The sequence below is a fragment of the Rhodanobacter sp. FDAARGOS 1247 genome, from assembly GCF_016889805.1.
Classification (GTDB): domain Bacteria; phylum Pseudomonadota; class Gammaproteobacteria; order Xanthomonadales; family Rhodanobacteraceae; genus Rhodanobacter.
The window spans coordinates 2,320,124-2,346,188 of sequence record NZ_CP069535.1; the positions used below are offsets into that span (position 1 = coordinate 2,320,124).

Annotated in this window: 23 protein-coding genes; 10 read left to right on the forward strand and 13 right to left on the reverse strand. The window is 67.7% G+C overall.

The window, feature by feature from the left end:
• Positions 1 to 101: 101 nt before the first annotated feature.
• The gene (locus I6J77_RS10610) at positions 102 to 1,778 is read left to right on the forward strand and encodes an AMP-binding protein (RefSeq protein ID WP_204108950.1); all 1,677 of its coding nucleotides are present in this window, start codon (positions 102 to 104) and stop codon (positions 1,776 to 1,778) included.
• Here the strand turns inward: I6J77_RS10610 and I6J77_RS10615 are convergent.
• Positions 1,773 to 2,672, reverse strand: a complete 900-nt coding sequence (locus I6J77_RS10615) for a LysR family transcriptional regulator (protein ID WP_204108951.1) — start codon at positions 2,670 to 2,672, stop codon at positions 1,773 to 1,775. The genes I6J77_RS10610 and I6J77_RS10615 overlap by 6 nt on opposite strands.
• Before the next feature lie 117 nt (positions 2,673 to 2,789).
• On the opposite strand from I6J77_RS10615, the gene I6J77_RS10620 reads away from it, so the two are divergent.
• Positions 2,790 to 3,512 carry a pirin family protein gene (locus I6J77_RS10620; protein WP_204108952.1) on the forward strand — a complete coding sequence of 241 codons (723 nt, stop codon included), beginning with the start codon at positions 2,790 to 2,792 and terminating at the stop codon, positions 3,510 to 3,512.
• 120 nt (positions 3,513 to 3,632) lie between these two features.
• On the opposite strand, the gene I6J77_RS10625 is transcribed toward I6J77_RS10620, so the two are convergent.
• On the reverse strand, positions 3,633 to 4,343 hold the full coding sequence (locus I6J77_RS10625; RefSeq protein WP_239308927.1) for a GNAT family N-acetyltransferase: 711 nt from the start codon (positions 4,341 to 4,343) through the stop codon (positions 3,633 to 3,635).
• Between the two features lie 179 nt (positions 4,344 to 4,522).
• Between I6J77_RS10625 and I6J77_RS10630 the strand changes: the two genes are divergently transcribed.
• The 4 genes from I6J77_RS10630 (at position 4,523) to I6J77_RS10645 (ending at position 8,202) form a co-directional block, all read left to right on the forward strand.
• Positions 4,523 to 5,542, forward strand: coding sequence for a hypothetical protein (locus I6J77_RS10630; protein WP_204108954.1), 1,020 nt, complete (start codon positions 4,523 to 4,525; stop codon positions 5,540 to 5,542).
• A gap of 48 nt (positions 5,543 to 5,590) precedes the next feature.
• Positions 5,591 to 6,877 carry a lipase family protein gene (locus I6J77_RS10635; protein ID WP_204108955.1) on the forward strand — a complete coding sequence of 429 codons (1,287 nt, stop codon included), beginning with the start codon at positions 5,591 to 5,593 and terminating at the stop codon, positions 6,875 to 6,877.
• A 5-nt stretch (positions 6,878 to 6,882) separates the two neighbouring features.
• On the forward strand, positions 6,883 to 7,479 hold the full coding sequence (locus I6J77_RS10640; RefSeq protein ID WP_204108956.1) for a hypothetical protein: 597 nt from the start codon (positions 6,883 to 6,885) through the stop codon (positions 7,477 to 7,479).
• Positions 7,480 to 7,578: 99 nt separating this feature from the next.
• Entirely contained in the window at positions 7,579 to 8,202 is a 624-nt protein-coding gene (locus I6J77_RS10645) for a glutathione S-transferase family protein (protein WP_056766315.1), read from the forward strand.
• Between the two features lie 43 nt (positions 8,203 to 8,245).
• On the opposite strand, the gene I6J77_RS10650 is transcribed toward I6J77_RS10645, so the two are convergent.
• Complete coding sequence (locus tag I6J77_RS10650) at positions 8,246 to 9,076, reverse strand: hypothetical protein (protein WP_204108957.1); 831 nt, start codon at positions 9,074 to 9,076, stop codon at positions 8,246 to 8,248.
• 114 nt (positions 9,077 to 9,190) lie between these two features.
• Between I6J77_RS10650 and I6J77_RS10655 the strand changes: the two genes are divergently transcribed.
• The gene (locus I6J77_RS10655) at positions 9,191 to 10,135 is read left to right on the forward strand and encodes a LysR family transcriptional regulator (RefSeq protein ID WP_204108958.1); all 945 of its coding nucleotides are present in this window, start codon (positions 9,191 to 9,193) and stop codon (positions 10,133 to 10,135) included.
• Here I6J77_RS10655 and I6J77_RS10660 read toward each other — a convergent pair.
• From I6J77_RS10660 to I6J77_RS10685, 6 genes are all read right to left on the reverse strand, one after another.
• Positions 10,119 to 11,180 (reverse strand): DUF1176 domain-containing protein, encoded by a 1,062-nt coding sequence (locus I6J77_RS10660; protein ID WP_239308929.1) that lies wholly within the window; start codon positions 11,178 to 11,180, stop codon positions 10,119 to 10,121. The two genes, I6J77_RS10655 and I6J77_RS10660, sit on opposite strands and share 17 nt — an antisense overlap.
• A gap of 69 nt (positions 11,181 to 11,249) precedes the next feature.
• A complete protein-coding gene (locus tag I6J77_RS10665; RefSeq protein ID WP_204108959.1) occupies positions 11,250 to 12,551 on the reverse strand; it encodes an MFS transporter in 1,302 nt (433 codons plus the stop codon).
• A complete protein-coding gene (locus I6J77_RS10670) occupies positions 12,548 to 14,116 on the reverse strand; it encodes a glycoside hydrolase family 30 beta sandwich domain-containing protein (protein WP_204108960.1) in 1,569 nt (522 codons plus the stop codon). Before I6J77_RS10670 ends, I6J77_RS10665 begins: the two co-directional genes overlap by 4 nt.
• 48 nt (positions 14,117 to 14,164) lie before the next feature.
• Positions 14,165 to 16,684 carry a glycoside hydrolase family 3 N-terminal domain-containing protein gene (locus tag I6J77_RS10675; protein ID WP_239308931.1) on the reverse strand — a complete coding sequence of 840 codons (2,520 nt, stop codon included), beginning with the start codon at positions 16,682 to 16,684 and terminating at the stop codon, positions 14,165 to 14,167.
• Between the two features lie 205 nt (positions 16,685 to 16,889).
• Complete coding sequence (locus tag I6J77_RS10680) at positions 16,890 to 19,817, reverse strand: TonB-dependent receptor (RefSeq protein WP_204108961.1); 2,928 nt, start codon at positions 19,815 to 19,817, stop codon at positions 16,890 to 16,892.
• Between the two features lie 233 nt (positions 19,818 to 20,050).
• Complete coding sequence (locus I6J77_RS10685) at positions 20,051 to 20,944, reverse strand: endonuclease/exonuclease/phosphatase family protein (RefSeq protein ID WP_239308933.1); 894 nt, start codon at positions 20,942 to 20,944, stop codon at positions 20,051 to 20,053.
• 207 nt (positions 20,945 to 21,151) lie between these two features.
• Between I6J77_RS10685 and I6J77_RS10690 the strand changes: the two genes are divergently transcribed.
• A complete protein-coding gene (locus tag I6J77_RS10690; RefSeq protein WP_056718254.1) occupies positions 21,152 to 21,499 on the forward strand; it encodes a YciI family protein in 348 nt (115 codons plus the stop codon).
• The gene (locus I6J77_RS10695) at positions 21,500 to 22,750 is read left to right on the forward strand and encodes an RNA polymerase sigma factor (protein WP_204108962.1); all 1,251 of its coding nucleotides are present in this window, start codon (positions 21,500 to 21,502) and stop codon (positions 22,748 to 22,750) included. It begins immediately after the preceding gene.
• Positions 22,751 to 22,859: 109 nt separating this feature from the next.
• On the opposite strand, the gene I6J77_RS10700 is transcribed toward I6J77_RS10695, so the two are convergent.
• Entirely contained in the window at positions 22,860 to 23,408 is a 549-nt protein-coding gene (locus tag I6J77_RS10700) for a YdeI/OmpD-associated family protein (protein WP_204108963.1), read from the reverse strand.
• Between the two features lie 105 nt (positions 23,409 to 23,513).
• Between I6J77_RS10700 and I6J77_RS10705 the strand changes: the two genes are divergently transcribed.
• Positions 23,514 to 23,915: a hypothetical protein gene (locus tag I6J77_RS10705; RefSeq protein WP_204108964.1), complete on the forward strand. Its 402-nt coding sequence runs from the start codon at positions 23,514 to 23,516 to the stop codon at positions 23,913 to 23,915.
• 121 nt (positions 23,916 to 24,036) lie between these two features.
• Here the strand turns inward: I6J77_RS10705 and I6J77_RS10710 are convergent, their stop codons facing one another.
• The 3 genes from I6J77_RS10710 to I6J77_RS10720 form a co-directional block, all read right to left on the reverse strand.
• The gene (locus tag I6J77_RS10710) at positions 24,037 to 24,438 is read right to left on the reverse strand and encodes a DUF1801 domain-containing protein (protein WP_239308935.1); all 402 of its coding nucleotides are present in this window, start codon (positions 24,436 to 24,438) and stop codon (positions 24,037 to 24,039) included.
• 211 nt (positions 24,439 to 24,649) lie between these two features.
• Positions 24,650 to 24,994: a YciI family protein gene (locus I6J77_RS10715; RefSeq protein WP_204108966.1), complete on the reverse strand. Its 345-nt coding sequence runs from the start codon at positions 24,992 to 24,994 to the stop codon at positions 24,650 to 24,652.
• An 86-nt stretch (positions 24,995 to 25,080) separates the two neighbouring features.
• Entirely contained in the window at positions 25,081 to 25,989 is a 909-nt protein-coding gene (locus tag I6J77_RS10720; protein WP_204108967.1) for a LysR substrate-binding domain-containing protein, read from the reverse strand.
• Positions 25,990 to 26,065: the final 76 nt, after the last annotated feature.

The following is a 26,065-nucleotide window of genomic DNA, read 5'->3' on the forward strand; positions in this document are numbered from 1 at the left end:
CGGCGGGCGAGGTGGCCGCCCTGTGACAACCGCCAGGACCATCGTAAGGTATCGCCAGCGGGGAGATATGGCATCGGCAATCACGGCGGGGGGACGCTGAAGTGCTCAAACCATTCGGCAAGCATGTGCCATCGGCGCTGAGCCGGGCCGATTTCCCCAACGTCGCCAGTGCCGCCTTCGACAGCGGCCAGACCCTGCCGCAGATGCTGATCGATGCATGTCGGCGCCACGCCGGGCGTGCGGCCTTCAGCAACCTCGGGCACAGCCTGAGTTTCGGCGAGGTCGACCGCCTGAGCGGCCTGCTCGCCAGCCATCTGCGCGAAGGCCTGGGACTGGCCAGCGGCGAGCGTGTGGCGATCATGCTGCCCAACCTGCTGCAGTTTCCGGTGGCCGTGCTGGGAGTCTTGCGCGCCGACCTGGTCGCGGTGCTGGTGAACCCGCTGTACACCGCCCGCGAACTGCATCACCAACTGGTCGATTCGGCCGCGGCCGCGCTGATCGTGCTGGACAACTTCGGCGCCGTGGCCGCCGAGGCGCTGGAAGGCACCACGGTCCGGCACGTCGTCACCACCCGCGTGGGCGACATGCTGCCGTGGCCGAAATCGCTGCTGGTGGACGCGGTGCTCAAGCATGTCCGGAAGATGATCCCGCCGTTCCATATCGACGGCGCCATCCGCTGGCCCCGCGCGCTGTCCGAAGGGCGGCGGCTGCCGGCCGTGCAGTCACGCGCCAGCGCAACCGACACCGCGCAACTGCAATACACCGGCGGCACCACCGGCCTGTCCAAGGGCGCCGTGCTGCCCCACTCGGCCCTGATCGCCAACGTGGCTTCGGCCGAACAATGGCTGGGACACCGGCTCGACCCGGCCATCGACGCGGTGATCGTCTGCCTGCCGATGTATCACATCGCCGCTTACAGCAACGCCCTGTACAACATGGCGCACGGCCTCCATTCGGTGCTGGTCACCAACCCACGCGACATCCCCGGCCTGGTGGCCACCTTCGCCAGGGTCAGGCCGGCCGCCTTCGCCGGCGTCAATACGCTGTACGACGCCCTGCTCAATTCGCCCGACTTCGCCAGGCTCGACCTGTCCGGACTCAAGCTGTGCCTGCAGGGCGGCACGGCGCTGCGCAGCGGCACCGCCGAACGCTGGAAGGCGCTGACCGGAATGGCGGTGGTCGAGGGCTATGGGCTGTCCGAAACCAGCGCCGCGATCACCTTCAATCGCTGGGACGCGGACAACCCGGTCGGCTCAATCGGCCTGCCGCTGGCCGAGGTGGAAATCACCCTGCGCGACAGCGACGGTCGCGTGATGGCCGATGGCGAACCGGGCGAGCTTTGCACGCGTGGCCCGCACATCACCACCGGCTACTGGCAGCAGCCGGGCGAAACGCGCGAGGCCTTTTTCGAGGGCGGCTGGTTCCGTACCGGCGACATCGCCCGCGTCGACGGGAACGGCTATTACTTCCTGCTCGATCGGCGCAAGGACATGATCCTGGTGTCGGGCTTCAACGTGTTTCCCAACGAAGTGGAAGACGTGGTCGCGATGCATCCGGGCGTGCTCGAAGCCGGCGTGGTCGGCATGCCGGACGAGAAGACCGGCGAGGCCGTGCGACTGCTGGTGGTGCGCAGGGACCCGGCGCTGAGCGAGGAAGACCTGCGCGCCCATTGCCGCCGGCATCTCACCGCATACAAGCAACCGAAACAGGTCGAATTTCGCGACAGCCTGCCCAAGACCGCGGTAGGCAAGGTGCTGCGACGCGAACTGCGCTCATGACCGCCGCGGCGTCGCCGCGCCGAATTGTTCCACCAGGAAGTCGCTGAACGCGCGCACCAGCAGCGAGGACTGGCGATGCTGCGGGTACACCGCGTGCACGGTAAACCCCTCGGGCCGGAACGCCTCCAGCACGGCGAGCAGGCGTCCATCGGCCAGCGCGTCGACCACGATGAAATCCGGCAGGCTGGTGATGCCCAGCCCGGCGATCGCGGCGTCACGCAGCATCTCGCCATTGTTGGCGCGCATCGGCCCGCTTACCGACACCTTGCGCACCCGCTCGCCCACGCGATACGACCACTCCATCCGCGACGCATGACCGTAGGTCAGGCAGGCATGCGCCGCCAGTTCATCGGGCGCCGACGGCGTGCCGCGCCGGCGCAGATAGTCGGGGCTGGCGCAGGTGATCAGCTGCACCGTGGCGATCGGCCGCGCGATCAGGCTGGAGTCGGCCAGCGTGCCGATGCGCACGGCCATGTCATAGCCCTCGCCGATCAGGTCGACGGTACGGTCGTTGAGTTCCAGCTCCACCGTGACCTCGGGATGGCGCTGCATGAAGGCGGGAATCAGCGCGCCCAGATGCAGGGTGGCGAACGACATCGGCGCGCTGAGTCGCAACAGGCCGCGGGGCGCGGCGGTCTGGCTGGTGATCAGCTGCTCGGCGGCGTCGACCTCTTCCAGGATGCGCCGGACGCGCTCGTGGTAGGCCAGGCCCAGGTCGGTGGCACGCAGCTGCCGGGTCGAGCGCAGCAGCAGCCGGGCGCCCAGCCGTTTCTCCAGCGCGGCGATGCGCTTGCTGACGAACTGCTTGGACAGCCCCAGCCGCTCGGCCGCCGCGGTGAAGCTTTGCGCCTCCACCGCTTCGGCAAAGATGCGCATGTCCTCCAGCTGGCTCATTGTCGCTCTCCGGTTGACAGTATTAAGCAGTTCACCGTCTTTATTGAAGCACGTGGCGACTCTAACATCCCGCTCAGATGCAGCAGAAGCTGCGCCCCTCAACGAGGAGAGAACCCCATGATGCAAGTACGCAAGGCTGCCGATCGCGGCGTCGCCGACCACGGCTGGCTGAATTCCCGCCACACCTTCTCCTTCGCCAGCTACATGGATCCCGGCCAGATCGGCTTCTCCGACCTGCGCGTGATCAACGAGGACCGGGTGGCCCCGGGCCAGGGCTTCGGCAAGCACCCGCATCGCGACATGGAGATCTTTTCCTACGTGCTGGAAGGCGCCCTGGCGCACAGCGACAGCATGGGCACCGGCTCGGCGATCAAGCCGGGCGACGTGCAGCTGATGAGCGCCGGCAGCGGCGTGACGCACAGCGAGTTCAATGGCTCCGACGAGGCACCGGTGCACTTCCTGCAGATCTGGATCGTGCCGGAGCACGCCGGCGGCGCGCCGGTCTACCAGCAGCGTCACTTCTCCGACGCGGACAAGCGCGGCCGCCTGCGCCAGATCATCTCGCCCGACGGCCGCGACGGGTCGCTGCGCATCCAGCAGGACGCCTCGGTGTACGCCGGCCTGTTCGATGGCGACGAAAGCGCCACGCTGACCCTGGACGGCGACCGCCATGCCTACGTGCACGTGGCCCGCGGCAGCATCGAGCTGGACGGCGTGAAGCTGCAGGCCGGCGACGGCGTGCGCCTGCGCCATGCGCGCAGCTTGCGGCTGGACGCCGGCGACAACGCCGAGGTACTGGTGTTCGACCTGCGCCCGCAGGAACTGCCGCAGATGCCGTGAGGCAAGGCAGGCCGGCGGACGGATCGATACGTTCGATCCGTCCGCCCGCGTTTGCGTGTTCGTCAGTCGGTGACACGCTCACCGACGCAGGCCAAAGACGTCATCGTCCGAAAACAGGCCTCAGCCGGAACCACCCTTCGACGGCTCCTGCTGGCGCTCCAGTACGGCCACGCTGACCTCGCAGCGCAGCGTGAAGCCTAGCGCCTGGTACAGCGAGATCGCCGCCACATTGTTCTTCCACGCATGCAGGAAGGCCGTTTCGCCACGCGCCGCGATGGCCGCGGCGACATGCCGGGACAAGCGACCGGCGAAACCGTGGCCGCGAAAATCGGGATGCGTGCACACGCCACTGACCTCGGTGTACCCGGCGAAACGGAAACGCTCGCCCGCCATCGCCACCAGCCGGCCGTCGACGCGGATGCCGAAGAAATTGCCCATGCGATGGGTCTGGCGCAGGAACGGACCGGGCTCGGTCAGGGTCGCCAGCGCCAGCATCTCGTCGGCGTCCTCGTCATGCAGCGCGAGGATGTCGTCGCCGGTCGGCGGCGGCGCCACCGGCGACGGCGCCACCATCTGCACGCCGCGGGCCAGCTTGGCCGGCGCCAGCCCCGCGGGAATCGTGATCTCCGGCACCTGCAGGATGAACACCTGCTCCGCGGGCTGCAGCAACGCCACCAGTGCCGCCAGCGCGGCCGGGCTGTCGTCGCGGGCGGACGCGAAACGATTGACCTGCGGATGGTAACGGCGCGCCAGTTCATCGCCGATCGACAGTGGCGCGTGGGCCGAGGTCAGGCTGGACCATACCGGTCGGTCAAGCAGGTTCGTCGTCATCGGTTGGGCCTCGCCGGGTTTCGCGAGCGGTAATGCGGGCAAACGATGATGCCGCAAGCGCCGCCCCGCGTCGAAAAATCCGCGTGCCCTCGCCACCCCCGGCCGGCCGCCTTGGCAGGACCCGCACCCGTGCTAATCTCCCGCGGAACAGCCGCCAGTACCCACCGCAGGGAGGCGAGATGCGTCCACGGCCTGAGCCCTCGAAGATCGACTCCACCCATCGCCCGCTGGCGATGACGTCGCCGCCTGCCTCGGCACGTGCAGTGCCCGGGCGAAGCTGGCGAACCCTGGGCAAGCTGCTGATCGTCTGCCTGCTGGTCACAGGCTGCCAACCCGACATGGCCGGCGACGGCGGGAGTACAGGAATGTTCGGACTCTTCAAGAAGAAAGCCGAGGCGCTGCCCTCGACGGTGGCGCCCGAGCTGCACGCGCAGCTCAAGCGCGAGACAAGCTTCCCGCAGCAGGCCGCAGCTGCCGATCAAGGCTGCACCGAAGCGCGCGTGGACGGCACGCCGCCGGATGCGCGTTTCGTGTCCCCCGATTTCACCGGCTCGGTCCATGACGCCTTCCGCGTCGCGAGCCGGCCGGGCTTGCCGGCGCTGGCCATCGTCAATGGCGCTGGCGAGGTGCGGCTGCCGCAGTTCTGGGAACTGGCCTCCGACGCCACGCCGACCTTCGTGCGCAACATTCCCGTCCAGCTCGATCCTGCGCAGGGCAGCTGGATCACCGCCAGCGCGCGCGACGTCGGCTGCCTGCCGGGGCCATGGCTGGCGCTGGGCCTGGGCTATTCGACCAGCCGTCCGTCCGAATACGTCGCCCTCTACAACCGGGAGACCCATCAGGTCCGAAAAATTGCCGATGCCGTCTCCGCGGGGTATTCCGTCTATGACGGCCCTTCAGGCCATTCCGACAGCCTGCTCGAAACGCGCAGCGCCGGACCCGATCGGGCGCTGTTGCTGTACCACACGGATCAGCTGCGCCTGCGCGCCGAGGTCTACGTACGCAAGTACGACCACATCATGCTGTTCTCGCCACAACATCCGCAGGGCCTCGAAGTCATCAAGCTCGGCCTCGACGACGGCAACGTGATCGACTGGACCGTCATCGACAAGACGCTGTGGCTCCGCACCCGGGATCGGCGCAACGACAAGCAACCCGATGGCATGGTCTGGTCACTGGATCTTTCGTCCGTGTTCTGACCGCGCCACTTTCCACGCAACGAATCACCAGACTCAAGGAGGGGGAACATGGCGGATTTCGCACTGGCACCGACCGAGGCAGCCAACATTGCCCTCAATGCCTATTTCGCATTGAAGGACTGGTCGCTGAAGCAGCCGACGGCAGGCGTCGAATCTCGTGGCAACCTGCAGGACCTGGTCCTGGGCTCGGGCAAGACTCGGGGCGACTTTCCCGCCAACAGCTCGGTCGGAAAGAGTTTCCCCGGCGCACAGCTGGGCCAGGTGTTCAGCGGCAACACCGGCTGGAATACCGCCTCGGGCTTCGGCTACGTGTTGCACTTCGAGCGGTTCGGGCAGCGCCACGCCGTCATCGCCGTCCGCGGCACGCGTCCCGAACTGGGCTGGTATGACATCGGCACGGATTTCCGCTTCGCCCATACCGGTTTCGGCGACTTCGGCCGGGTGCACAAGGGTTTTGCCAACGCGTTCGGCAGCATCCTGCCGCAGCTGCAGCGCGAACAGGGCGCGATCCTGGCGGCCGACGTCATCCATTGCATCGGCCACAGCCTGGGCGGCGCCATCGCGACCCTGATCGCCGGCCATTACGCCGCGCTGAATCGTCCCGTCCGGCTGTACACCTTCGGCAGCCCGCGCGTGGGTTATCGCGATGCGCACCAGGCGTTCGAGCGGCGCATCGGCAAGGAAAACATCTTCCGCACCGCGCACAACCGCGATCCGATCACGATGATCGCCACCTATCCCTACAAGCATGTGCTGGCGCCCTATACCGAGCCGAACAACTTCACGCTGGAGTCCCCGAGCTCCAGCATTGCGCTGGCCAACCACGACATGTACGCCTACGCAAACACCATCCGCGACGCCAGGAACTGGAGCGACGTGCGCGGCATGGCCGCGTCCTGCGACCACTCCAACAGCAAGCTGGCGCAGGCGCTGATGGCTGACGCCAGCATGAGCTGGTTCAAGAAGCTCACCCTCAACACGCTGGCCGCCCTGCTGACCCTGTTCGAGGACGTGCTGCGTGTGGCCGCCCGCGGTTTCTACGACGCAGTGACCGGCGTCGACGTGATCGCGGCCGTCATCTGCGACGGCGTGAAGATGATCGGCGAAGTGGGCGAGCGCCTGAAGTACCTGCTGCGGCTGGCCGCGCGCTGGGCCGAGATCCACGTGGCCAACGAGGCGGCGCTCACCGACGCGGTGATCCGCGCGATCCTGCAGGCAATGACGTCCCGCATCAACCAGGTCGGCATCGCAGCCCTGCAGCGCGCCGCCTCGCTGCTGCGGCCGGCACCGCTGCTGCTTGCCGGCAGCCTGCTGATTTCGGCCTCGGCGCTGTGACCGCGATGGATCGCCGCGAGTTTTCCTGGTTGCTGCTGCACGCCAATGCCCTGCCGATGCTGGCGATGCAGCAGGTCATGGGCGAGATCCGCGAGGATCTGGCCCATGCCGAATCGCCCACCGACGACGGACTGACCGAGGCGCAGCGCGAAGAACAATCGCGCATCGCGATGAACGAGCTGGCCGACCGCATCGAGGCCGATCCGGAACTGGCGGCGCTGACCGTCTTCAACTTCGCCGCACCGGCGATGTCCGACGAGGAGATCGACCGGCTGGAACAACAATCGCGCGACGAAGACGCCGCCGCGAAACAGGCCATGGCCGAGCTGGACGAGCTGCCCGACGGCCCGCTGGACATCGGCAGCTTCCTCGCGCGCGCCTATGCGAAACCGCTGCCCGCCGCCCGCGTCGATGCCGCCTTCGCCCGTGCCGACGTGCCCGCGCTGCTCGCGGCGATCGCGCAGTTGCCCGGCGACCTGCCGCCGCTGACCGCGCCCATGGACGGCGCCGGCATGGCGCGCTGGCTGGCATTCTTCCGCACGGAAGACCCGCAGTGCGAAGCGCTGGTGTTCGAGGTCAGCCGTCTCGACGACGGCGACTGACGCACCATCCCGATTCCGTCCTTCCCGGCGCGTGTCGAATTTTCGACACGCCATTCGTCGTCATCCCGAAACGCCCAAGGGCATCATCGGGAGACACGCATGAAGTTGTACTGGTCGGATGTGCTGGCGCCGCGCAAGGCCTGCGCCGTGGCGAAATACCTGCAATCGCCGCTGGACTACGTCTACCTCGACCTCGGCCGGGGCGAGCACAAGACGGCGGAATATCTCGCGCTCAACCCGAACGGCAAGGTGCCGACCCTGGTCGACGGCTCGCGCGTGCTGTGGGAGGCCGACGCGATCATCTGCCACCTCGCGGCCCGCAGCGATTCGGAACTGTGGCCCCAGGACGCCCGCCAGATCGACGTGATCCGCTGGTTCAGCTGGAGCGCCCAGCACTTCACCGCGCAGGCCGGCGCACTGTATTTCGAGTACATCATCAAGCCGCGTTTCGGCATCGGCGAGGCCGATCCAGTCGAAACGGGGCGCGCCACCGACGCGTGGCGCCAGCACGCCGCCGTGCTGGACGGCCATCTGCGCGATCGCCGCTGGCTGGTCGGCGACACGCTGACCCTGGCCGACTTCGCCGTGGCCGTCGCCCTGCCCCACGCCGACGACGCGCACATCCCGCTGCAGGACTTCCCCGCGATCCGGCGCTGGCACGACCGCATGAACGAACTCGACGCCTGGCGTGAACCCTTCCCCGAGCCCGCCCTGAGCGAATGAACCCTGGATTCGCCTCCGGGAGGCGTCACGGCTGCAGGCACGCTCAGAGCTTGCCCTGGGCAATCCACAAGCGTCCGGACTGCAGATCCAGGGTGATCACCTTGTCACGCAGGAAGGGCATGCCGAGGTTGCCATCCAGGATCATGTCCGGCGTGAACGCTGCGCCGGTGGCGCGCAGTCCCGCAGCGACTGGGAAGTCGGCTTGCTGCGGCCCCTCGATCGCGGGGTCGAGGCCGAACAGCGCCGCGTAGGGCCGCGACACCAGAAGCGTTCCGCCATTGCCCGTGTCCAGCTCGAACCACAGCATGCCGTTGGGCGTAGACACGCCCATGGAAGCCGCCAGAGCATGTCCCTGCACTTCGCGCGACAGCAACACCGGCAGTTCCCGGGCGACCGCGATGCGCTGCTGCAGGCTGGATGGCGATTCGATGATCAGGCGCCGGCCGGGCAGGTCGACGGTGATGGTCTTGCCCGCAAAAAGATCCAGCGCGATCGAACCCGCCACCGGCTTGGCATCCCTGGCCACCAGCGACGCCACGTCGAAGACCAGGGTCACGGGCGCACGCAACACCTGGCCGTCCATGTGGAAGTCCACGTTGTCACAGCGAGGTGCATCCAGCCGGTCTCCCATCATCCGGAAACCGCTGAGCCGCCCCCACGGCTTGCAGCCGGCTGCCTTGGCGAAGGAAGGCGAAAGCAGGGTGATGCCGCCGGCGGTATCCAGCAGGAACAGGCCGTCATGGCCGTTCACCGTCGCATGCACGGCCACCGTCTTGCGGTAGCTCTCAAGTTTGAACACGGCTTCCGGCCGGGCCGCGTGGGCGACCGTGCCGAACAGCAGCAGGCTGGCCAGGATCATGATGCGTCGTTGCATGAAGGCTCCGGGTGATGACTGCGGGAAGTCCGCCAGCCATGGCACTTTATCCGACGCGATGGCCCGCCTAATCTGGACTTCCCGAAACCAGTATTCAGTCGCGCTGAACAATCCATGGATCGCCTGCAGAGCATGTCGTATTTCTCGCGCGTGGTCGCGCTGAAGAGTTTCCGTCGCGCCGCCGCCGAACTGGGCATGTCGGCCGCCACGGTGACCATGCACGTGCGCCGACTCGAGCAGACGCTGGGCGTGCGCCTGCTCGACCGCAACACCCGATCGCTGAAGTTGACCGAGGACGGGGTGATCTATCTCGGGCACTGTCGTCAGGTGCTCGACGACATCCGGCAGATGGAAACCCTGCTGGGTTCACACGGCAAGACGCTGCGGGGCGTGCTGCGGGCGGACGTGCCGATGATCCTGGGACGGCGGATCATCGCCCCGCAGTTGCAGGTGTTCCTGCGCCAGCATCCACAGCTCACCCTTCAGCTGACCATGGAAAATCGCTCCAACGACCTGATCGGCCGCGACTGGGATTGCGCGATCCGCATCGGCGAACTGCCGGACTCCTCGCTGCTCGCCCGGCAACTGGGCGCCATGCGCTGGATCACCTGCGCCGCGCCCGATTACCTGGAACGCGCCGGAACGCCACAGTCGCCGGAGGACCTGGCCCGGCACAACTGCCTCGGCTTCATGCCGGTAGGCCAACGCACGCCGGCACCCTGGCAGTTTCTTCGCGATGGCAAGATCACCGGCATGCTGGTTCACGGCAACCTGAGCATGGACTCGCTGGACCCGCTGCTGGAAGCTGCGGCCGCCGGCGCCGGCATCGTCCAGGTCGACGAGCTGGCCGCCCGCGACCTGCTGGTGCAGCATCGGTTGCGTCAGGTGCTGGCAGGCTTCGCGACCGACGGACCGCCGATCATGCTGATCGCCAACAGCGGCCGGCAGATGCCGGCCAAGGTGCGCGCATTCGGCGACTTCATCGTCAGGCTGCTGAGCCGATCCGATGACCCGGAACCTGCGCGGGGCGGTGGCGCCTCCGTCAGCGGATCGCGGTGACCAGGATCGGCAGCTCCCAGGCGCCGCCGGGCGTCACCTGCTTGCACATGCCGGAGCTGGACAGTGCCGTCTGCACGAATTGCCGGCCATCCCAGGTCCATCGCTCGGAGGACAGGCAATCGCCCAGGCCACGCCCCTTCTGGCTGGACTCGATGCCGCCATCGGCATAGCCGGAGCCGTCCGTGGTGACCAGCACCGGGGCGAAGGGCGGTTGGGCGTGGATGACCCAGTAGGCATAGCCCTCGTTGTAGGCGGCCTGCCAGCACATGACCGAGACCAGCCAGTGCCCATCGTCGAGTCGCGCCGCCTCGAAGGAAAGCTCGTCGGGCTTGGCCTCGAACAGGTTCGCGCAATCGTCCGCGCTGGTGGTGGCGGCAAGCTGCTTCTGCAGCGTGGCCGCCTGCCGCTGGAGGACGGGCGAAGGCATGGTGGCGTGATCCAGGACCTTCGCCGCATGCACCAGCGGCATCGGCTGCGCTGCCGGCACCTGCTGCTCGTCATGCGGACCCTTCCTGACCAGTGCGCCCCGGGTGCCGATGCGTCCCTGCGCATCATCCATCTTCAGCAACACCGCACTGGCGCCGTCGCCGGACAGATGCCAGCTGTCACCGCCAGCGAGAAACTCGATCCGGCTCTGCCGGGACAGCGATGCGATCAGCGCAGCCACCTGTTCGGCGGAAAGCTGGCCGATCGCGGTTTCGTGACTGACCGACACGGTGCCCAGGGCCTTGCCGTCAATGCGCATCTGCAAGATCGCCGGATCGGGCAGCCGCTCGAGCATCGCCACATCGTCATCGCCGTACTGGCCAAGCATCAGTTGGCCGGCCACCGTCGTGCCCGGCCCCGCCTTGCGCGTCAACAGCACCGAGACGGCATGGGCGTCATCGTCGGTCTGGTAGCCGGCAGCGCGACAGGTTCCGGTGTTGTCGCAGGCGATCTCCCAATCGCCGTGCTGGAACTGGATCCCCGGCCGGCTCGGGCTGGTGGGGCCGGCGTGTGCCGTCATCACAAAGAAGGCCGCTGCGAGAAATCCGTATCGCCTCATGATGCATTCCTGTTGGGGTTGATGGGTTGATCCGCGACTGCCGCGATCTTTCCCTATGCTGCCTGCCACTCAAGTCACCCGCTCGCCCGCAGCCACACGAACCGCGGTCACGTCGGCCGGTTCGGGATGGATGGCCAGACGCAGCCGGCCTCCGCTCCGCAACAGCCGCAGGTGCCGGTGCCTGACCAGGTAGGTCGCCGCCACGGCCGCCGCGGCCACGCCGGCCAGCGCGCCCACTCCCAGCGCCCAGCGTGCGCCGAAGTGGTCGACCACCCAGCCGACCAGCGGCGCGCCGATCGGCGTGCCGCCCATCACCACCGCAATCCGCAACGCCAGCACCCGGCCACGCATGCCGCGTTCGGTGGTGAGCTGCATCATGGAATTGCTGGCGGTCATGAAGGTGAGCGCGGCCACGCCCACGAAGAACAGCACGCCGGCGAACAGGAGCGGACCGGGCATCACCGCCGCCAGCGCCAGGGTGAGGCCGAACGCCGCCGCGGCACCGCCCATCAGCACCATGCCGGGCAGTTCGCGCCGGGCCGAAAGCAGCGCCCCGCACATGGTGCCCGCGGCCATCGACGAGGTCAGCAGGCCGTACTGGCTGGCGTCGCCGTGGAACACCGTCACCGACATGGTCGAAATGTAGATGGCGAAGTTGAAACCGAACGTGCCGAGCAGGAACAGCATCACCAGCACGGCCATCAGGTCCGGCCGTCGCCCCACGTAGCGAAACCCCGCGAGCAGGCTGCCGCGCGTGCTGGCAGGCCGCGCCTCGGCGTGCAGTTCGTCCACCCGCAGCATCCACAGCGACACCATCACCGCGGCGTACGAACCCGCGTTGATCAGGAACAGCCAGCCCTCGCCGACCGCGGCGATCAGCACGCCGGCCACCGCCGGCCCCAGCATGCGGGCGGCGTTGAACGAGGCGGAATTCAGCGCCACCGCGTTGGCCAGGTCGTCGTCGGTAACCAGGTCCGACACGAAGGCCTGCCGTGCCGGCGCGTCGAACGCGGTGACGATGCCCAGCAGCAGGGCAAAGCCGTACACCTGCCACAGCTGCACCACGCCGGTGATGGTGACCAGGCCCAACCCCAGCGCCAGCAGGCCCGAAACCGCCTGGGTGAACAGCAACAGCTTGCGGCGATCCAGGTGATCGGCGGCCAGCCCGGTCAGCGGCAGCAACAGCAACGGCGGGCCGAACTGCAGCGCCATCACCGTGCCCACCGCGGTCGCGTTGTGGTGGGTCAGCACGGTGAGCACCAGCCAGTCCTGGCCCACCCGCTGCATCCACGTGCCCACGTTGGACACCAGGGCACCGGCGGCCCACAGCCGATAGTTGTGACTGCGCAGCGAATGGAACATGCCGCTCATGGCTTGCCGCCCGGGCGCGGGGAAGTGTCGGAGCTCGGCGCGGCGATCGTTGCGGTGGCCGGCGCATCCGCGCCATCGCGCGCCCAGACAAACGTTGCCACGCTGCTGGCGGGCAGGTCGTACTCGAAGCGCAATGCGCCCTGCCGCACCGACAGGCGGTTGGTCTGGGTGTTGCCGTTGACCGCCACCAGCACCACCGAGCCGTCGTCCGGATTCTGGAAAGCCACTTCGTGCACGCCCGCGTTGGTGTTGCCGGACTTCACCCGCACCGCGCCCGGCAACACGAACCGGCTGAAATGGGCGAATGCGTAATACTCGTCATTGCGGCTGATCGCGCCCGTGGTGGAATCGATGGTGACCACGCCCTTGCACTCGTCGCAGCCGCCCGCGTGGGGGCCATGGTTTTCGTCCAGCGCCAGGTTCCAGTAGACCACGCCCCGCGCCCAGTTCTTCACCCCCATCATCACGATGTTGCGCGCAAACAGCAGCAGCTCGCCGTTGCGGGCGGACGGCCAATCGCCACCCGAGCACTCGGTGAGGTAGGCGTCCTTGCGGGGAAACGCGCGGTGCACCGTGGTCTGCGCACTCGGGTCGCCGCTGTAGCAATGCCAGGCGATGCCCGCGAGATAGCGTTGTGCATCGGGATCGGCCAGCACGCTCAGCGGCTGGTCCGGCGCATCCCAGTTGTGGTCCCAGCCCAGGATCACCGTTCCCGGCTTGCGCCCTGCCAGGGCGGGGCCGAGATACTTGCCGATGATGCGGGCGCGCGCATCGGCGGGCAGGGTCATGCCCGGATAGGTCAGCGGTTCGAACGCGGGCTCGTTCTGCACGGTCAGCGCGAAGATCGGTATGCCGGCACCCTGGAACGCATCCACGAAGCGCACCAGGTAGGTCGCATAGGTCGCCTCCCAGGATTCCAGCAAGGTGCCGCTGACCAGGTTGGCGCTGCTCTTCATCCACGCCGGCGCACTCCACGGCGAGGCGATGATCAGCGCGCCGGGCTGGATGGCCAGGATGTCGTGCAGCACCGGGATGACATTGCGCTGGTCCACGACGACGTTGAAATGCTGCAGGTCGGGATCGACCTGGCCGGCGGGCATGTCGTCCGGGCTGTAATGCTGCAGCGAGAAATCCGAGGCGCCGATGGTGATGCGCAGCATGTTGAAGTTGAGGCCCGGCGGCGGACCGAACAGCTCCTGCAGCAAGGCGCTGCGCTGCGCAGGGCTGAGCCGGTTCTGGATCAGCCACGCCGACGAATCGCTGAGCGCCGCCCCGAAACCGGCCATGGTCTGGTACTTCCGGTCGAGGTCGATGACGACATCGGCCTCGCCCGCACCGGCGGCCTGCGGATGTGCGAACGTGTCGGACTGCGCCGCCAGCTGCAGGCGGCGATCCGCCGTGCTCAGCCACACGTGGACCCGCGGGCCGGTGAGCGCAAGCACCTTGCCCGTGGTCCCCGCGAACAGGCCCGGGCGCGGCCAGTCCATCGCCGCCAGCGCCACCAGTGTCAGCAGCACCACCGACAGCAGGGGCGTCCAGCGACCCACCCCCGAAGCTTCATCCATGGTGCGATCGCTTGCCCTGGACGGATCGGTGCACCCCCGGTTCCACGCTCATCGCGCCACCGTCCCGGGACAGGTCGCCTCTGCGGCGCTGGCGCTGTCCGCCGCGATCCGCACATTCGCGAACGCGGCCGAGAACGGCGGCGCGGCGAGCACGCCGAACGGCACGTCGACATGGGCAAGGTCCGCCCCGGGCCGGATGAAGCACTGCAACGGGATGGACACCGCATGCCGCTGGCCCGTCTTGTACGCGGCGAACATCGCGCTGACATCCACCGTCCGCGTGCAGCCCTCGCCGCAGCCCATGTAGATCATGACCGGACCACGTGCCGGCGTGCCGATCACCAGGTCGAACTGCAACGCGGCATGGGTGGCCAGCAGCGGCGTCAGGTCGGTCGGCTGCGGACTCTGCGCGAAGAACCGGCCGGGCCCGCGCCAGGTGATCGACTTCGCATCCTGCTGCGTGTTGACCTGCACCGTGCGCAGGCTGAAAACAGGCTGGTCGGCAGGCCACTCGATCACCGCATTCAGATCCGCGCCCACCGCCTGCACCTTCTTGCCGTCATGGCCCGCGCCCAGGTACAGCGCAAAGGGCGACTGCGCCAGCGTGTGGAAGATCGGCAGCGTCGAGCTGTTGGCGCAGGTCATGACCCCGGCATGCAGCGGCAGCGCCGGCAGCTCGTGGTGGGCGCGATAGTGCAGGCCGTAGCCACGCGCGAACAGCCAGTTCGCCGCCTGATCGTCGCCGGCGTACGGGCATGGCACGCCCGGCCACGGCATCGACAGCGTGCCGGTGAAATCGAACGCGGGCTTGCCCTGCCCGTCGGCGAACAGCAGGTCGGCGATGCCCTCGCCTTCCGAGCCGGGCAGCCAGCCGGCCACGAACGCGTCGGAATGGTTGAGCAGCGCGTTGACGAAAAGCGGACGTCCGGACAGAAACACCGTCACCACCGGCTTGCCCGACGCCGCCGCCGCTTTCAGCACGGCCAGGTCCTCGGGGTGACGATCGCCGTGGCGCAGCGTGGCCGAGGGAGTGATGTCGCCCATGGTTTCCGCGTACGGGGTTTCGCCGATCACCGCGATGATCGTGTCGAACGTCCCGGGATCCACGCCGTCGGCCGTGGCGCGGTAGCTGACGTTCGCCGCGCCGTCGGCCGCGCGGATGCCGGCCAGCACGCTGGTCGCGTTGGGGAAGTCGGCGTTGCCGTTGTCGGTGCCCTGCCAGGTCAGCGACCAGCCGCCGACCTGGTTGGCGATGCTGTCGGCGCTCTTGCCGACCACCAGCACCCTGCTGCCGCGCCTGAGCGGCAGCACGTCGTGGTTGTTCTTCAGCAGCACCAGCGACTCGCGCACCGCGCGGCGCGCCAGCGCCCGATCCTGCAGGCGACTCGCGTCGCCGGCCCCCGCGCGCTGCGACGGACGCTTGTCGAACGCACCCATCACCAGCTTGGCGCGCACGATGCGGCTCACCGCATCATCGATGCGCGCCATCGGGATCTCGCCGTCCTGCACCTGGCGCGTGGTGTTGGCGATGAAAGCGCGCCAGTCGTCGGGCACCATCACCATGTCGATGCCGGCCTTGATCGCCTGCGGACAACTGGCATTGCTGCAGCCGGGCAACTGGCCGATCGCGTTCCAGTCGGACACGATGAAACCGGGGAAGCCCATCTTCTCCTTCAGCGCGCCGGTCAGCAGCGCACGGGCGCCGCTCATCTTGCCGTAGTTGATCCCGTCGACCGCGTCGTCCCAGCTGTTGTACGACGCCATCACGCTGAGCACGCCCGCTTCCAGCGCGCCGACATAGCCCGCGCCGTGCACGTTGATCATGTCGCGTCGGCTCACTTTCGCCACGCCCTGGTCGGTGCCGTTGGCGGTCGCGCCATCGCCGATGAAGTGCTTGGCGGTGGCCAGCACGTTGGCGTCGCCGAAATGCCCCTGCAAGCCGTCGACGTAGGCGCGGGCGTAGACATGCACCAGCGGACCGTCGCTGGAAAAACTTTCGTAGGTGCGGCCCCAGCGCGCGTTCTGCGCCACCGCCAGCGTGGGTGCGAAGGCCCAGTCGACACCGGTGGCGCGCACGGCGCGCGCAGTGGCCGCGCCGATCTGCCGGATCAGCTCCGGGTCATGCGCCGCGCCCAGGCCGATGTTGTGGGGGAACAGCGTGGCGCCGAACACGTTGCTGTGGCCGTGCACCGCGTCCGTACCCCAGATGAGCGGCACCTTCACCGGCGCATCGACCGCCATCGACGCGTCGTAGTAGTGATCCGCCAGCGCCAGCCAGTCCGCCGCGCCGGCGTGCTTGTTGCCCTGCGGCCACGAGCCGCCGCCGTTGAGCACCGAGCCGATGTAGAACTGGCGCACCTGGTCGGGCGTGATCGACTTGATCTCCGCCTGGGTCATCTGGCCGATCTTCTGCGCCAGACTCATCCGCGCCACGATGTCGTGCACCCGGGCATCGAGCTGCGGGTCGGTCTTCCGGGGCGAGGCGATGTGCGGCCAGTCGGTGTAGTGCGTGGGCTTGCCCACCCCGGGCGAAGCCGTCTGCGCTGCCACCGCACCACGGCCTGCCATCAACATCACCACGCTGGCGCAAGCCAGACCCGCCCACCGGCTACCGATCATCGGAACTCTCACTCAAATCATCAAACCTGCGCGCGATGCCAAGCCCGTGCGCCACGTACCCGTGCGAACCGCGAACCACCACCGCTTCCGATCGTCATTCCAGCCCATGCGGGAATGGCGATCGGGGAGAGCTGTCCGGTTTTGCCGGCCCAGCCTACAACTTGTAGTTGATGCCAAACAGGACCGTGCGCCCCCAGGTGTCGTATTCCAGCGGCCGGGTCATCGGCACGTTGTTCGGCAAGGTGGCGACCTGCACCGAGGAATCCGACGAGTTGGTCAGGTTGTTGACCTGCAGCAGCAGCGACAGTCCATTCCAGCGTCCGCTGCTGAACGCGTAGCCCAGTTGCAGGTCGGTCTGCCGGTTGGCCAGGATCTTCGTGTAGCCCAGCTGGTCGAACAGGGCCACCGCCTCGCCGGTGAACGACGAGCGATAGCGTTCGGCCACGCGCACCGAGAAGCCATAGCGTTCGTAGAACAGCGCCAGGTTCGCCACCTTGCGCGACAGGCCGGGCAAGGTCTTCGGGCCGCCCGGGACGGACGAAATCGACGACAGCGGAATCGAGCTGTTGGTCAGCGAAAAGTTCGCCTGCGCACCAAACCCTTCCAGCGCATGCGCCAGCAGGCCGCCCTCCAGCGCGCCGGACAATTCCAGGCCATCCATCTTGCCGCCGGTGCCGTTTTCCGGCGTGGTGAACGAACCGATGTTGCTGGTCGGCACCAGGGTCGGCGTGTCGTTGGTGTAATTGGAGAAGTCGTAGTCCAGCACGGTCTGGTTGTAGATGTAGTTGAGCAGGTTCTTGTGGAACACCGCCGCGGCCACGTAGCTGGCGTTGCCGAAATACTTCTCCCACGACAGGTCGGTGCCGACCGCCACGTACGGGCGCAGCTGTGGGTTGCCGCCGCTGCCCGACCACAGCACCTGACCCGCGCCGGGACCGTCGGTGATCTTCGACACGCCGGCCGAGGTGGACACCTTCTCGTCGTCGATGCGACCGCGCGCCATGGTCTTGGCCAGGCCCAGACGCAAGTATTGCCGCTCGCCGATCTCGGCCACCAGGTTCAGGCTGGGCAACACGTTGTTGTACGTCGCGCCATCCCGGATGCTGCTGACCAGGGTGTCGCCATTGGTCTGCAGCGCCCGCGACGACTGGTCGGTATGCACGAACTGCACGCCCACGTTGCCGCGCAGCGGGATGTCGCCCAGGCGCGTGTCGATGTTGAACTTCACGTAGGCCAGCGGCACCTTCTCCTCGACGGAGTAGTTGCGGCTCCAGTCACCCTGACCGTTCTTGGGCACCCGGTAGAACTGGTTGCCATACAGCGCGCCCAGCACGTTGTAGTTGAGGATGCCGGAAATGCCGCCGTAGCCCAGCGAGGTGGGGTTGTACAGCAGCGAGGGATCGACCGGCGCGCTGAAGTGGTTCTGGTAGGTGTCCTGGGTCGAACCGTTGCCGTCGAGGTAGGCGAACAGCACGTCGGCATGCTTGGTCTTGGTGCGGTCGGAATACGCCACGCCGAAATCCATGTCGCTGAAGATCCAGCCCACCGCATGGCTGGCCTGCAGGCGCAGCGCGTGGATGGTGTCGTCCTGGCGGTCCAGCTCCTCGCGACCGTTGTAGCCGTAGTTGTCCGGATCGGTGAACACCATCGTGCCGGGGTCGGCCAGGTTGGCCACCGGGCGGAAGTCCGGATAGCCGAAGCCACTGGACGTGTTGAACGCGACGTCGGTGAGGGCGCCGTTCGCCAGTCCGCTGAACAGGTAGGCATCGTGCAGCTTCACTCGGGCACTGGACGAGGACAGGTCCGCCATCAGCGTCCAGTCGCCCAGGTACAGCTTGTTGTTCCAGCCGATCGAGTAGAGCTTGTCGTGTTCCTTGGTGTATTCGTTCTGCAGGATCGGCGCGACGCCGAGGATGGTGCCGCCGGTGACGATGGGCAGCGGCTGGCCGGGCACGGTCTGCACGTTGTCGTAGCCGACGTTGTCGTACGGGCTGCTCGACCACTGCGCGCCGTTGGTGAACTTGCGCTTGGTGAAAGTCGAGTAGTACATGTCCAGCTTCGAGTAGTAGGTGTCGTTCGGCGCCCACTCGAGCACGGTCATCAGGCCGTTGCGCTTCTGGCTCTGCGACTGCGCGCGCAGCTGCATGCCTTCCTGCGAGATCAAGTTGTCCGGCATGCCCGGCGTGTGCGGGCCGCCCCAGTTCTGGTCGATGCCGGCGCTGCCGTTGTCGGCGCTCCACCACCACGCCTGGTACTGCTTCTCCTGGATCGGCTGGTCGACCGTGGCGACACCGATCGCGAGACCCAGCGTGTGGTTGAAGAACTGGTCGACGTACGAAAAGCTGGCGCGATGGCCATTCGTATCGGTGCCGGTGCCCGGATTCAGCGAGCCGTTGCCGTTGTGTTCGCCGCGCAGGTTGAATACCAAGGTGCGCCTGGACAGATCCAGCGGATTGATCGTGTGCAGATCCACCGTACCGGACAGGCCCTGTCCGACCAGGCTGGCATCGGGCGTCTTGTAGATGGTCACGCCGTTGATCAGCTCGGCGGGATACTGGTCGTATTCCACGCCACGGTTCTCGCCCACCGTGGCCTGTTCGCGCCCGTCCAGCGTGGTGCCGGCAAAATCCGGCGACAGGCCGCGAATGGCGATCGCGTTGGCATGGCCATCGGCGCGCTGGGTGGCCAGGCCCGACACGCGCGACAGGCTGTCGGCGATGCTGACGTCGGGCAGCTTGCCGATGTCCTCGGCGGAGATCGCCTCGACGATGTTGTTGGCGTCCTCCTTGGTCTTCATCGAACTGGCGATGCTGCTGGCGATGCCGGTCACCACCACGCCGCTCATGTCCGTCACCGGCTGCTTCGACTTCTTGCCGGCCTTGTCGCCGGGCTTCGCCTTGCCGTCCTGTGCCGTCGCAGTCGTGCTGACGGGCGCCGCCTGCGGCTGGGTCGTGGTGTCCTGCGCGGCGGCAGGTCCGGCGCCGGCGAGGGCAAACAACGCGACTGCACACGCGGCAGCCAGCGGACGCGGATGAAAACGGACTGGCGCGGACACGCCACGCAATGCACGACGATGGTTCATGAAGGCCTCCCTTTTGCCCCTGATGTTGATTTGACGTCGCTCCGGCAACATGACGCCGATGTTGCGCCAGGCAGCCGCCACGAAATGGCGACGCGATCACTATGCGATGCGTCGGCGGCTGAGCCTACTCCGTTTGGATCAATCGCCGGAGCGCGGGCACGGCCGTCCATTCAAAGCACGGTCACTTCGCAAAATTTTGCGTCGTGTTCGCGACGCAGTCGTCCGGCGTGGCGCTACCGACCGAACTCGGCGATCACGGGAAAATGATCGGAGGGATAGCGTGCGCCGTCGTGGGTGGTGATCGTGTGGACGGTGATCGCCTTGAAGCCGCGGCTCAGTATCCAGTCGATGCGCTGGTCGGGGTTGCCGGTGAAATTGTGGAATGTCTTCGCCGGGCCGGAGCGCGACGCCGCCGTCATCCACGCATCCTGCAGGTCATGCGTCAACGCGGCGTGCACCGGCGTTTCGGGCGCGCAGTTGAAATCCCCGGCCAGGATCACCCGAGTGTCCGCCGGGAGCTTGCCGATCCACTGCACGATCTCCTTCGCGCTCAACATGCGCGGTCGCACATCCTCTTCGCGATACGGGAAGTGCGTGTTGAGATAGACAAAGCTGCCGCCGCCATCGCGCCGGTGAAACCGGGCCCAGGTCACCATGCGGGGGAGCGGTTGGCCCCAGGTCCGGCTGCCCGGCACGTCGGGCGTATCGGAAAGCCAGAAGTCGCCGGAGTGCTCCACCGCCAGGCGATCCGTACGGTAGAACACGCCCATGTGTTCACCTTTGGTTCCACCGTCGCGTCCCTGTCCGAACCACGCGTAGCCCGGCAGATGCGCGGCAAGATATTCGCCCTGCTCCTCGGTCAGTTCCTGGGTGCCGAGCAGGTCCGGATGCTGCTCCTTGATTACCTGCACCATCAGGTCGCGGCGGTTCTCCCACGCATTCATGCCGGTATCCGCGGGCACCCGCACATTGAACGTCATCACCCGCAGCGGCGCTTCGGCCGCGCGTCCCGGGACGCACAGGCCAAGCATCAACACGCAGGCAAACACCGAAGACCAGTGGCGCAGGTTCATCAGCCATCTCCAGAACGGAAGCGGGAAGTCGAGTCTAGCGGGATTGCCGGCCACTGCAGCCCCTGCAAAAACCTGCGGGCAGCAACGCGGTCGCCGTCGACGATGACGGTCGACGCGTCGCCCGCGAGCAGCCGAAGGCACGCGCCTGCGGACAGACAGCGTTGCCGGGGGGCGACGCGATGTGTCCAAATCGCTGAAGCTCGCGCGTCATGGGAATGGCGGCGCACACTGCCCGCCGATCACTCACCGTGGAGAACTCCGATGCAATATCTGTTGATGCTGTATGGAAACGAGGGCAGCTGGTCGCAGATGACCCCGGCCGAACAGGCTCAGGGCGTCGCCGCCTATGCGGCCTACACGCAGGCGCTGAAGACCGGCGGCGCGCTGGTCGGCTCGAACCGCCTGCAGAACAGCACGACCGCCACCACCGTGCACGTCGCCGACGGCAAGTCGCAGGTGCTGGATGGACCGTACGTGGATTCCAAGGAACAACTGGCCGGCTATTACCTGATCGACGTGCCGGACCTGGATGCGGCGCTGGCCTGGGCCGCACGCTGCCCCGGGGCCAGCCACGGCACGATTGAAGTGCGGCCGGTCTGGAGCATGTAGTTGGAAGCCGCGGCACAGGCACGCCGTACTGCAGACGCCGTAGCGCGTCGCAGCTACGGCAAGCTGATCGCGTTCCTGGCCGCCGCCATGCGCGACGTGGCGGCGGCCGAGGATGCGTTGTCCGAGGCATTCGCCTCCGCGCTGGCGGACTGGCCGCGCAACGGCTGTCCCGCCAACCCGGAGGCATGGTTGCTGACCGTGGCCCGGCGCAAGGGCATCGATGGCATTCGCCGCCGTCGCAGTGGCGAAGCGGCCGCGGCACAGCTGCAGCTTCTGGCGGAGATCGACGACACCGCAGCGGCGATCGCGGATGACCAGGCCATCCCCGACCAGCGCCTCGCGCTGCTGTTCGCCTGCGCCCATCCGGCGATCGACGCGGGCATCCGCGCACCGCTGATGTTGCAGGCCGTGCTGGGGCTGGATGCGAAAACGATCGCCTCGGCGTTTCTCGCATCACCCGAGGCCATGGGCAAACGCCTGGGACGGGCGAAACAGAAGATCCGCGAAGCGGGCATTCCGTTCGCCATCCCCTCGCGCGACGAGCTGGCCGGACGGCTGGACGGCGTGCTGGATGCGATCTACGCCGCCTACGCGGAAGGCTGGAGCGATCCCGGCGGCACCGACCTGATCCGTCGCGACCTCACGGCCGAAGCGCTGTTCCTCGCCGACCTGGTGGCCCGGCTGCTGCCGCAGGAACCCGAGGCGCTGGGTCTGCTGGCCTGCCTGCTGCATGCGCAGGCCAGGTGTGGTGCCCGCCGCAACGCGGCGGGCGACTACGTGCCGCTGGCCGAGCAGGATGTCGCGCTGTGGGACAACGCGATGATCGACGAGGCGGAAGCCCTGCTGCTGCGCGCCAGCACGCTGGGCCGCATCGGTCGGCATCAACTCGAAGCCGCGCTGCAGTCCGCGCATGTCGAGCGTCGCCGCAGCGGGCGCACCGACTGGACGCCCGAGGTGCAGATCTACGATGCGCTGCTTGCGCTCTCCGGCTCACCGGTGGTCGCGCTCAACCGCGCGCTGGCCATCGCCGAACTGCAAGATCCGCCCGCTGCGCTGGATATCCTGGAAACACTCGCCGCCGACGGGCGGCTGCTGCAATACCAGCCTTACTGGGCCGCACGCGCGGCCTTGCTGGCCCGAACCCATGCCTATCCCGAAGCCCGCGACGCGTTCGACATGGCAATCGGCCTGGCCAGCGACCCCGCCGTCCGCCGTTTCCTGCAGGAACGCCAGGCCGCGCTGCCGCGCTGAATTCAGCGCGAGGCAACCGTCGAGCCCGCGGCCTTCCCGCGCATGCAGGCGGATCTTCCTGATGCGTCACTGCATCGAGGCCATCCGCAACCCGTGCCGTGCCAACGCCTCATTCGGCCGCTTTCGGCGCACTGCAAGCCTTGCTGTAGATGCCCGAGCGATCGAAGCAACAGGCGCGACGCTTGCCGCTGGCAAGCATGTCGCAGGCCGTGTGGATGCGTCGTTCGCGCGTCTCCGCCTTCTTGCCCGAGCTGATCCAGTGAATCCAGTCCCGACGTGCCACGGGCGTGATGTCGTCCCAGGACGCAAGAGCCGCGGGCTGGGCGGCGAGTGCCTTGCGCAGATCGGCGGGCAGCTTCGGCTCCGGCTCCACCCCGACCGGTGCGAACGCCAGCTGGATCGTGTCACCCACGGCGATCCCGGCGGCTTCCCGCAGGGCCTGTTCCACCTTGAGCCAGTGGCTGCCCTGGCCGTCCGGCTCCAGCGTGGCCTGGAACGGATGGACGTCTAGCAGGCCGTCCACCGTCACCATGCCGCGTGTCGGCAGCTTCGCGCTCGCTGCCGTCGGCAGCACCAGGAACGCCCAGCTCGCGTCTTTCGGAATCGCAGGGCGCAGCAGCTTCGCCCTGCATCGGATCGTGTCGGCGGAATGATTCATGGCCAGGGATGGTAGCCGAGGGTCACGGGCCATGCCGAGCGGAGGCCATGCTTCGACACCTTTGCGCTACCTTTACCCGGATCAACTATGCACGAGGCAGACGCCATGACCCACCACGCCAAGCCCTGCGCCAGCCGCGTGCCTCCTCCGCGCGTGCCGCCGGTTTTCATCGAGGGCATGCGTTATGCCCAGGTTTCCGGCGCGCTTGAAACGGACGGCCAGATCGGCGGCATGCTCGCCGCGTGCGACGCCTCCCAGCGCGAAGTGTGGCGGCTGAAGGTCTACGAAAATCCGCGTCGTCCCGAGCTGGAAGGCGACGTGCAGGACGTGTGGTTCCGCTCGTTGCGCGTCGAAGGCGGCAAGCTGCTGATCGAGAACGAACGCGGAGAGCGGTTCGAGGTCGATCCCGCGACACGCCAGGTCTGCCGCCGTCCGGCACCGGCCGCCGTACCCCGGTCCGACATCGATCCGCTTTCAGGCCACCCGCGCATCCACCGCCCCGGGTGATTACCAGCGGGACACGGGACAGCTGCACTTGTCTGTTCTGTCTCCAGGAGGTGCGTCCGCCGCATGCACGCCGGCGCCAGCGGCCTCGACCAGCACACCGAAACGTCGCCGGTCCGACAACTCAGCGCTTCTTCCCGCCGAAACCGGGAATGGCCGTGGCCTGTTGCATCCACGCGGCGACCTGGCGTTCGTCGAGTTCCTCCACCGACGCGAGGTCCACGCCGCGCGAGTCCTTGCCCATCCCGATCGGCTTGACCGGCGGCACGGGCTGCAGCGAGGTGCCGCGGCCGAAGGTGAGCTTGACGTGGCCGATGAAACCGCCGCACGAGAAACACCAGCCATCGCCGACGCCATACCACGCCATGCCCCACTTCACCGAGCGCTTCAAGTCCGGCAAGGTCCTGGCCGCCAGGGCATCGACGGATTCGGCGATGCCGCGTTGCGGTTGCGGCAGGCTGCGGATATAGGCAAAAACCGGCTCGTCCCCGTCCCTGGCCTTCGCCGAGCTCGCGCGGCCAGTCATGGCTGCCAGCAGCTTCGTGGCGACCACGGGCTCCGCCGCACGCCTGCCAGGTTCGCCCGCCTTCGCCCCGCCCTGGCGACCCGGCTGGCCTTGGCCTTTGCTGCCACCTTGTCACTTGACTTCCCGGCATCGACTGCGCGTGTCATTTCATGCCTCCCACAAACAAGAAAGGGTCAGAGTGCGGTGGCCCGTCCGTCGTATTTCTTCCGGACTACGACTTGAACCGGCGAACTTCCTGGGGCCAGCCGCAGGCTTCGGCCAGCTTGCCGGCCCATCGCCTCGCCGCTGCCTCGTCGGCCACGTCGATCGCGGCGAATCCGCCCAGAAACTGCGGATTCCGCACGTAGGGCCCGTCGCTGAATCTCAACGTGCCGCCGGTCGCATCCGCGGTGAAGGCCGCGTCCGGATCCTCCTCCAGGCCGCCGGCCAACAGGTAGACTCCGGCCGCCTTCATTTCCTCCACCACTGCCCTGGCCAGCGGACCGCGCGTCGCGAACCACGCTTCGGAATGCTCGCCGACCCACGGCTGGTTGAAGTAGATCAGGTATTCGCTCATGCCATGCCTTCCGGTTGCGCAGTCGTGGCTGCTTCCTGTTCACGACGAACAGGAGCTGGCCATTTCGACAACGCGGCGACACCTTGTCAGCGGTCGCCTGGGCCGCTTCCCTTCCTCGCCGTCCGGCCCAGATGCAGCTGCGCCTGCTCCATCACGGCTTGCCGCAGCCGGGTCAGCGCTGCCGACGGCGCGCCGGGAGCGGTGTGCAGGCACAGCTCCACGCCCGGCAGCGGCGGCAGGCCGTGCTGCGGGCCCAGGCGCATCAGCGTGGACGGAAGATCGGCGGCCGTGCGCACGGTGATGCCCAGCCCCGCGCCCACGCCAGCCCACAGGCTGTGCAGGCTGGCGGTGACGAAGGCCGGTCGCCACGCGATGCCGGCCCGATCCAGCGCAGCCGTGCCGGCCTGGCGGAAGAAGCACGGCGGCTGATAGAGCGCCAGGTCCAGCGCGCGGTCGGGCCGCACAAGCTTGCCCGTGCCTTTCGGTCCGATCCAGCTCATCGGCAGCGTGGCCAGGTGTTCGGCGTCCGCGCGAGCGCCCTGGTTCATGGCCAGCACCAGGTCGAGTTCGCCGCGGTCGAGCCGTTCGAGCAGCCGCCGGTTGGGTTCGACCAGCACGTCCACGCGCACCGCCGGATAGGCCTGGCGGAACTGGCCCAGCGCCGCCGGCAACCACGACTCGGCGAAATCGCCCGGCAGGCCGAAACGCACCGTGCCCTCGATCGCCGCACCACGCACCGCATGCACGGCCTCGTCGTTGAGCTCCAGGATGCGCCGCGCGTACGCCTGCACCCGATCGCCCGCCTCGGTCAGCACCACGCGGCGACCCTGCTTGCGAAACAGCGGTTCGCCCAGTTGAGCTTCCAGCTTGCGCATCTGCTGGCTGATCGCCGACGGCGAGCGGCCGATCCGCTCCGCGGCACGGGCCAGACCGCCCAGGCGCAGGATCGCCACCAGACTGCGCAGTGCATCCATGTCGAGGTTGGGGAGCGGCATCGGTAAGCAATTCGAAAGTGTCGTCCTCGAATTATTCGCTTTTTCCGCAGGCTTTCAAACCCTACGATCGGTGCGG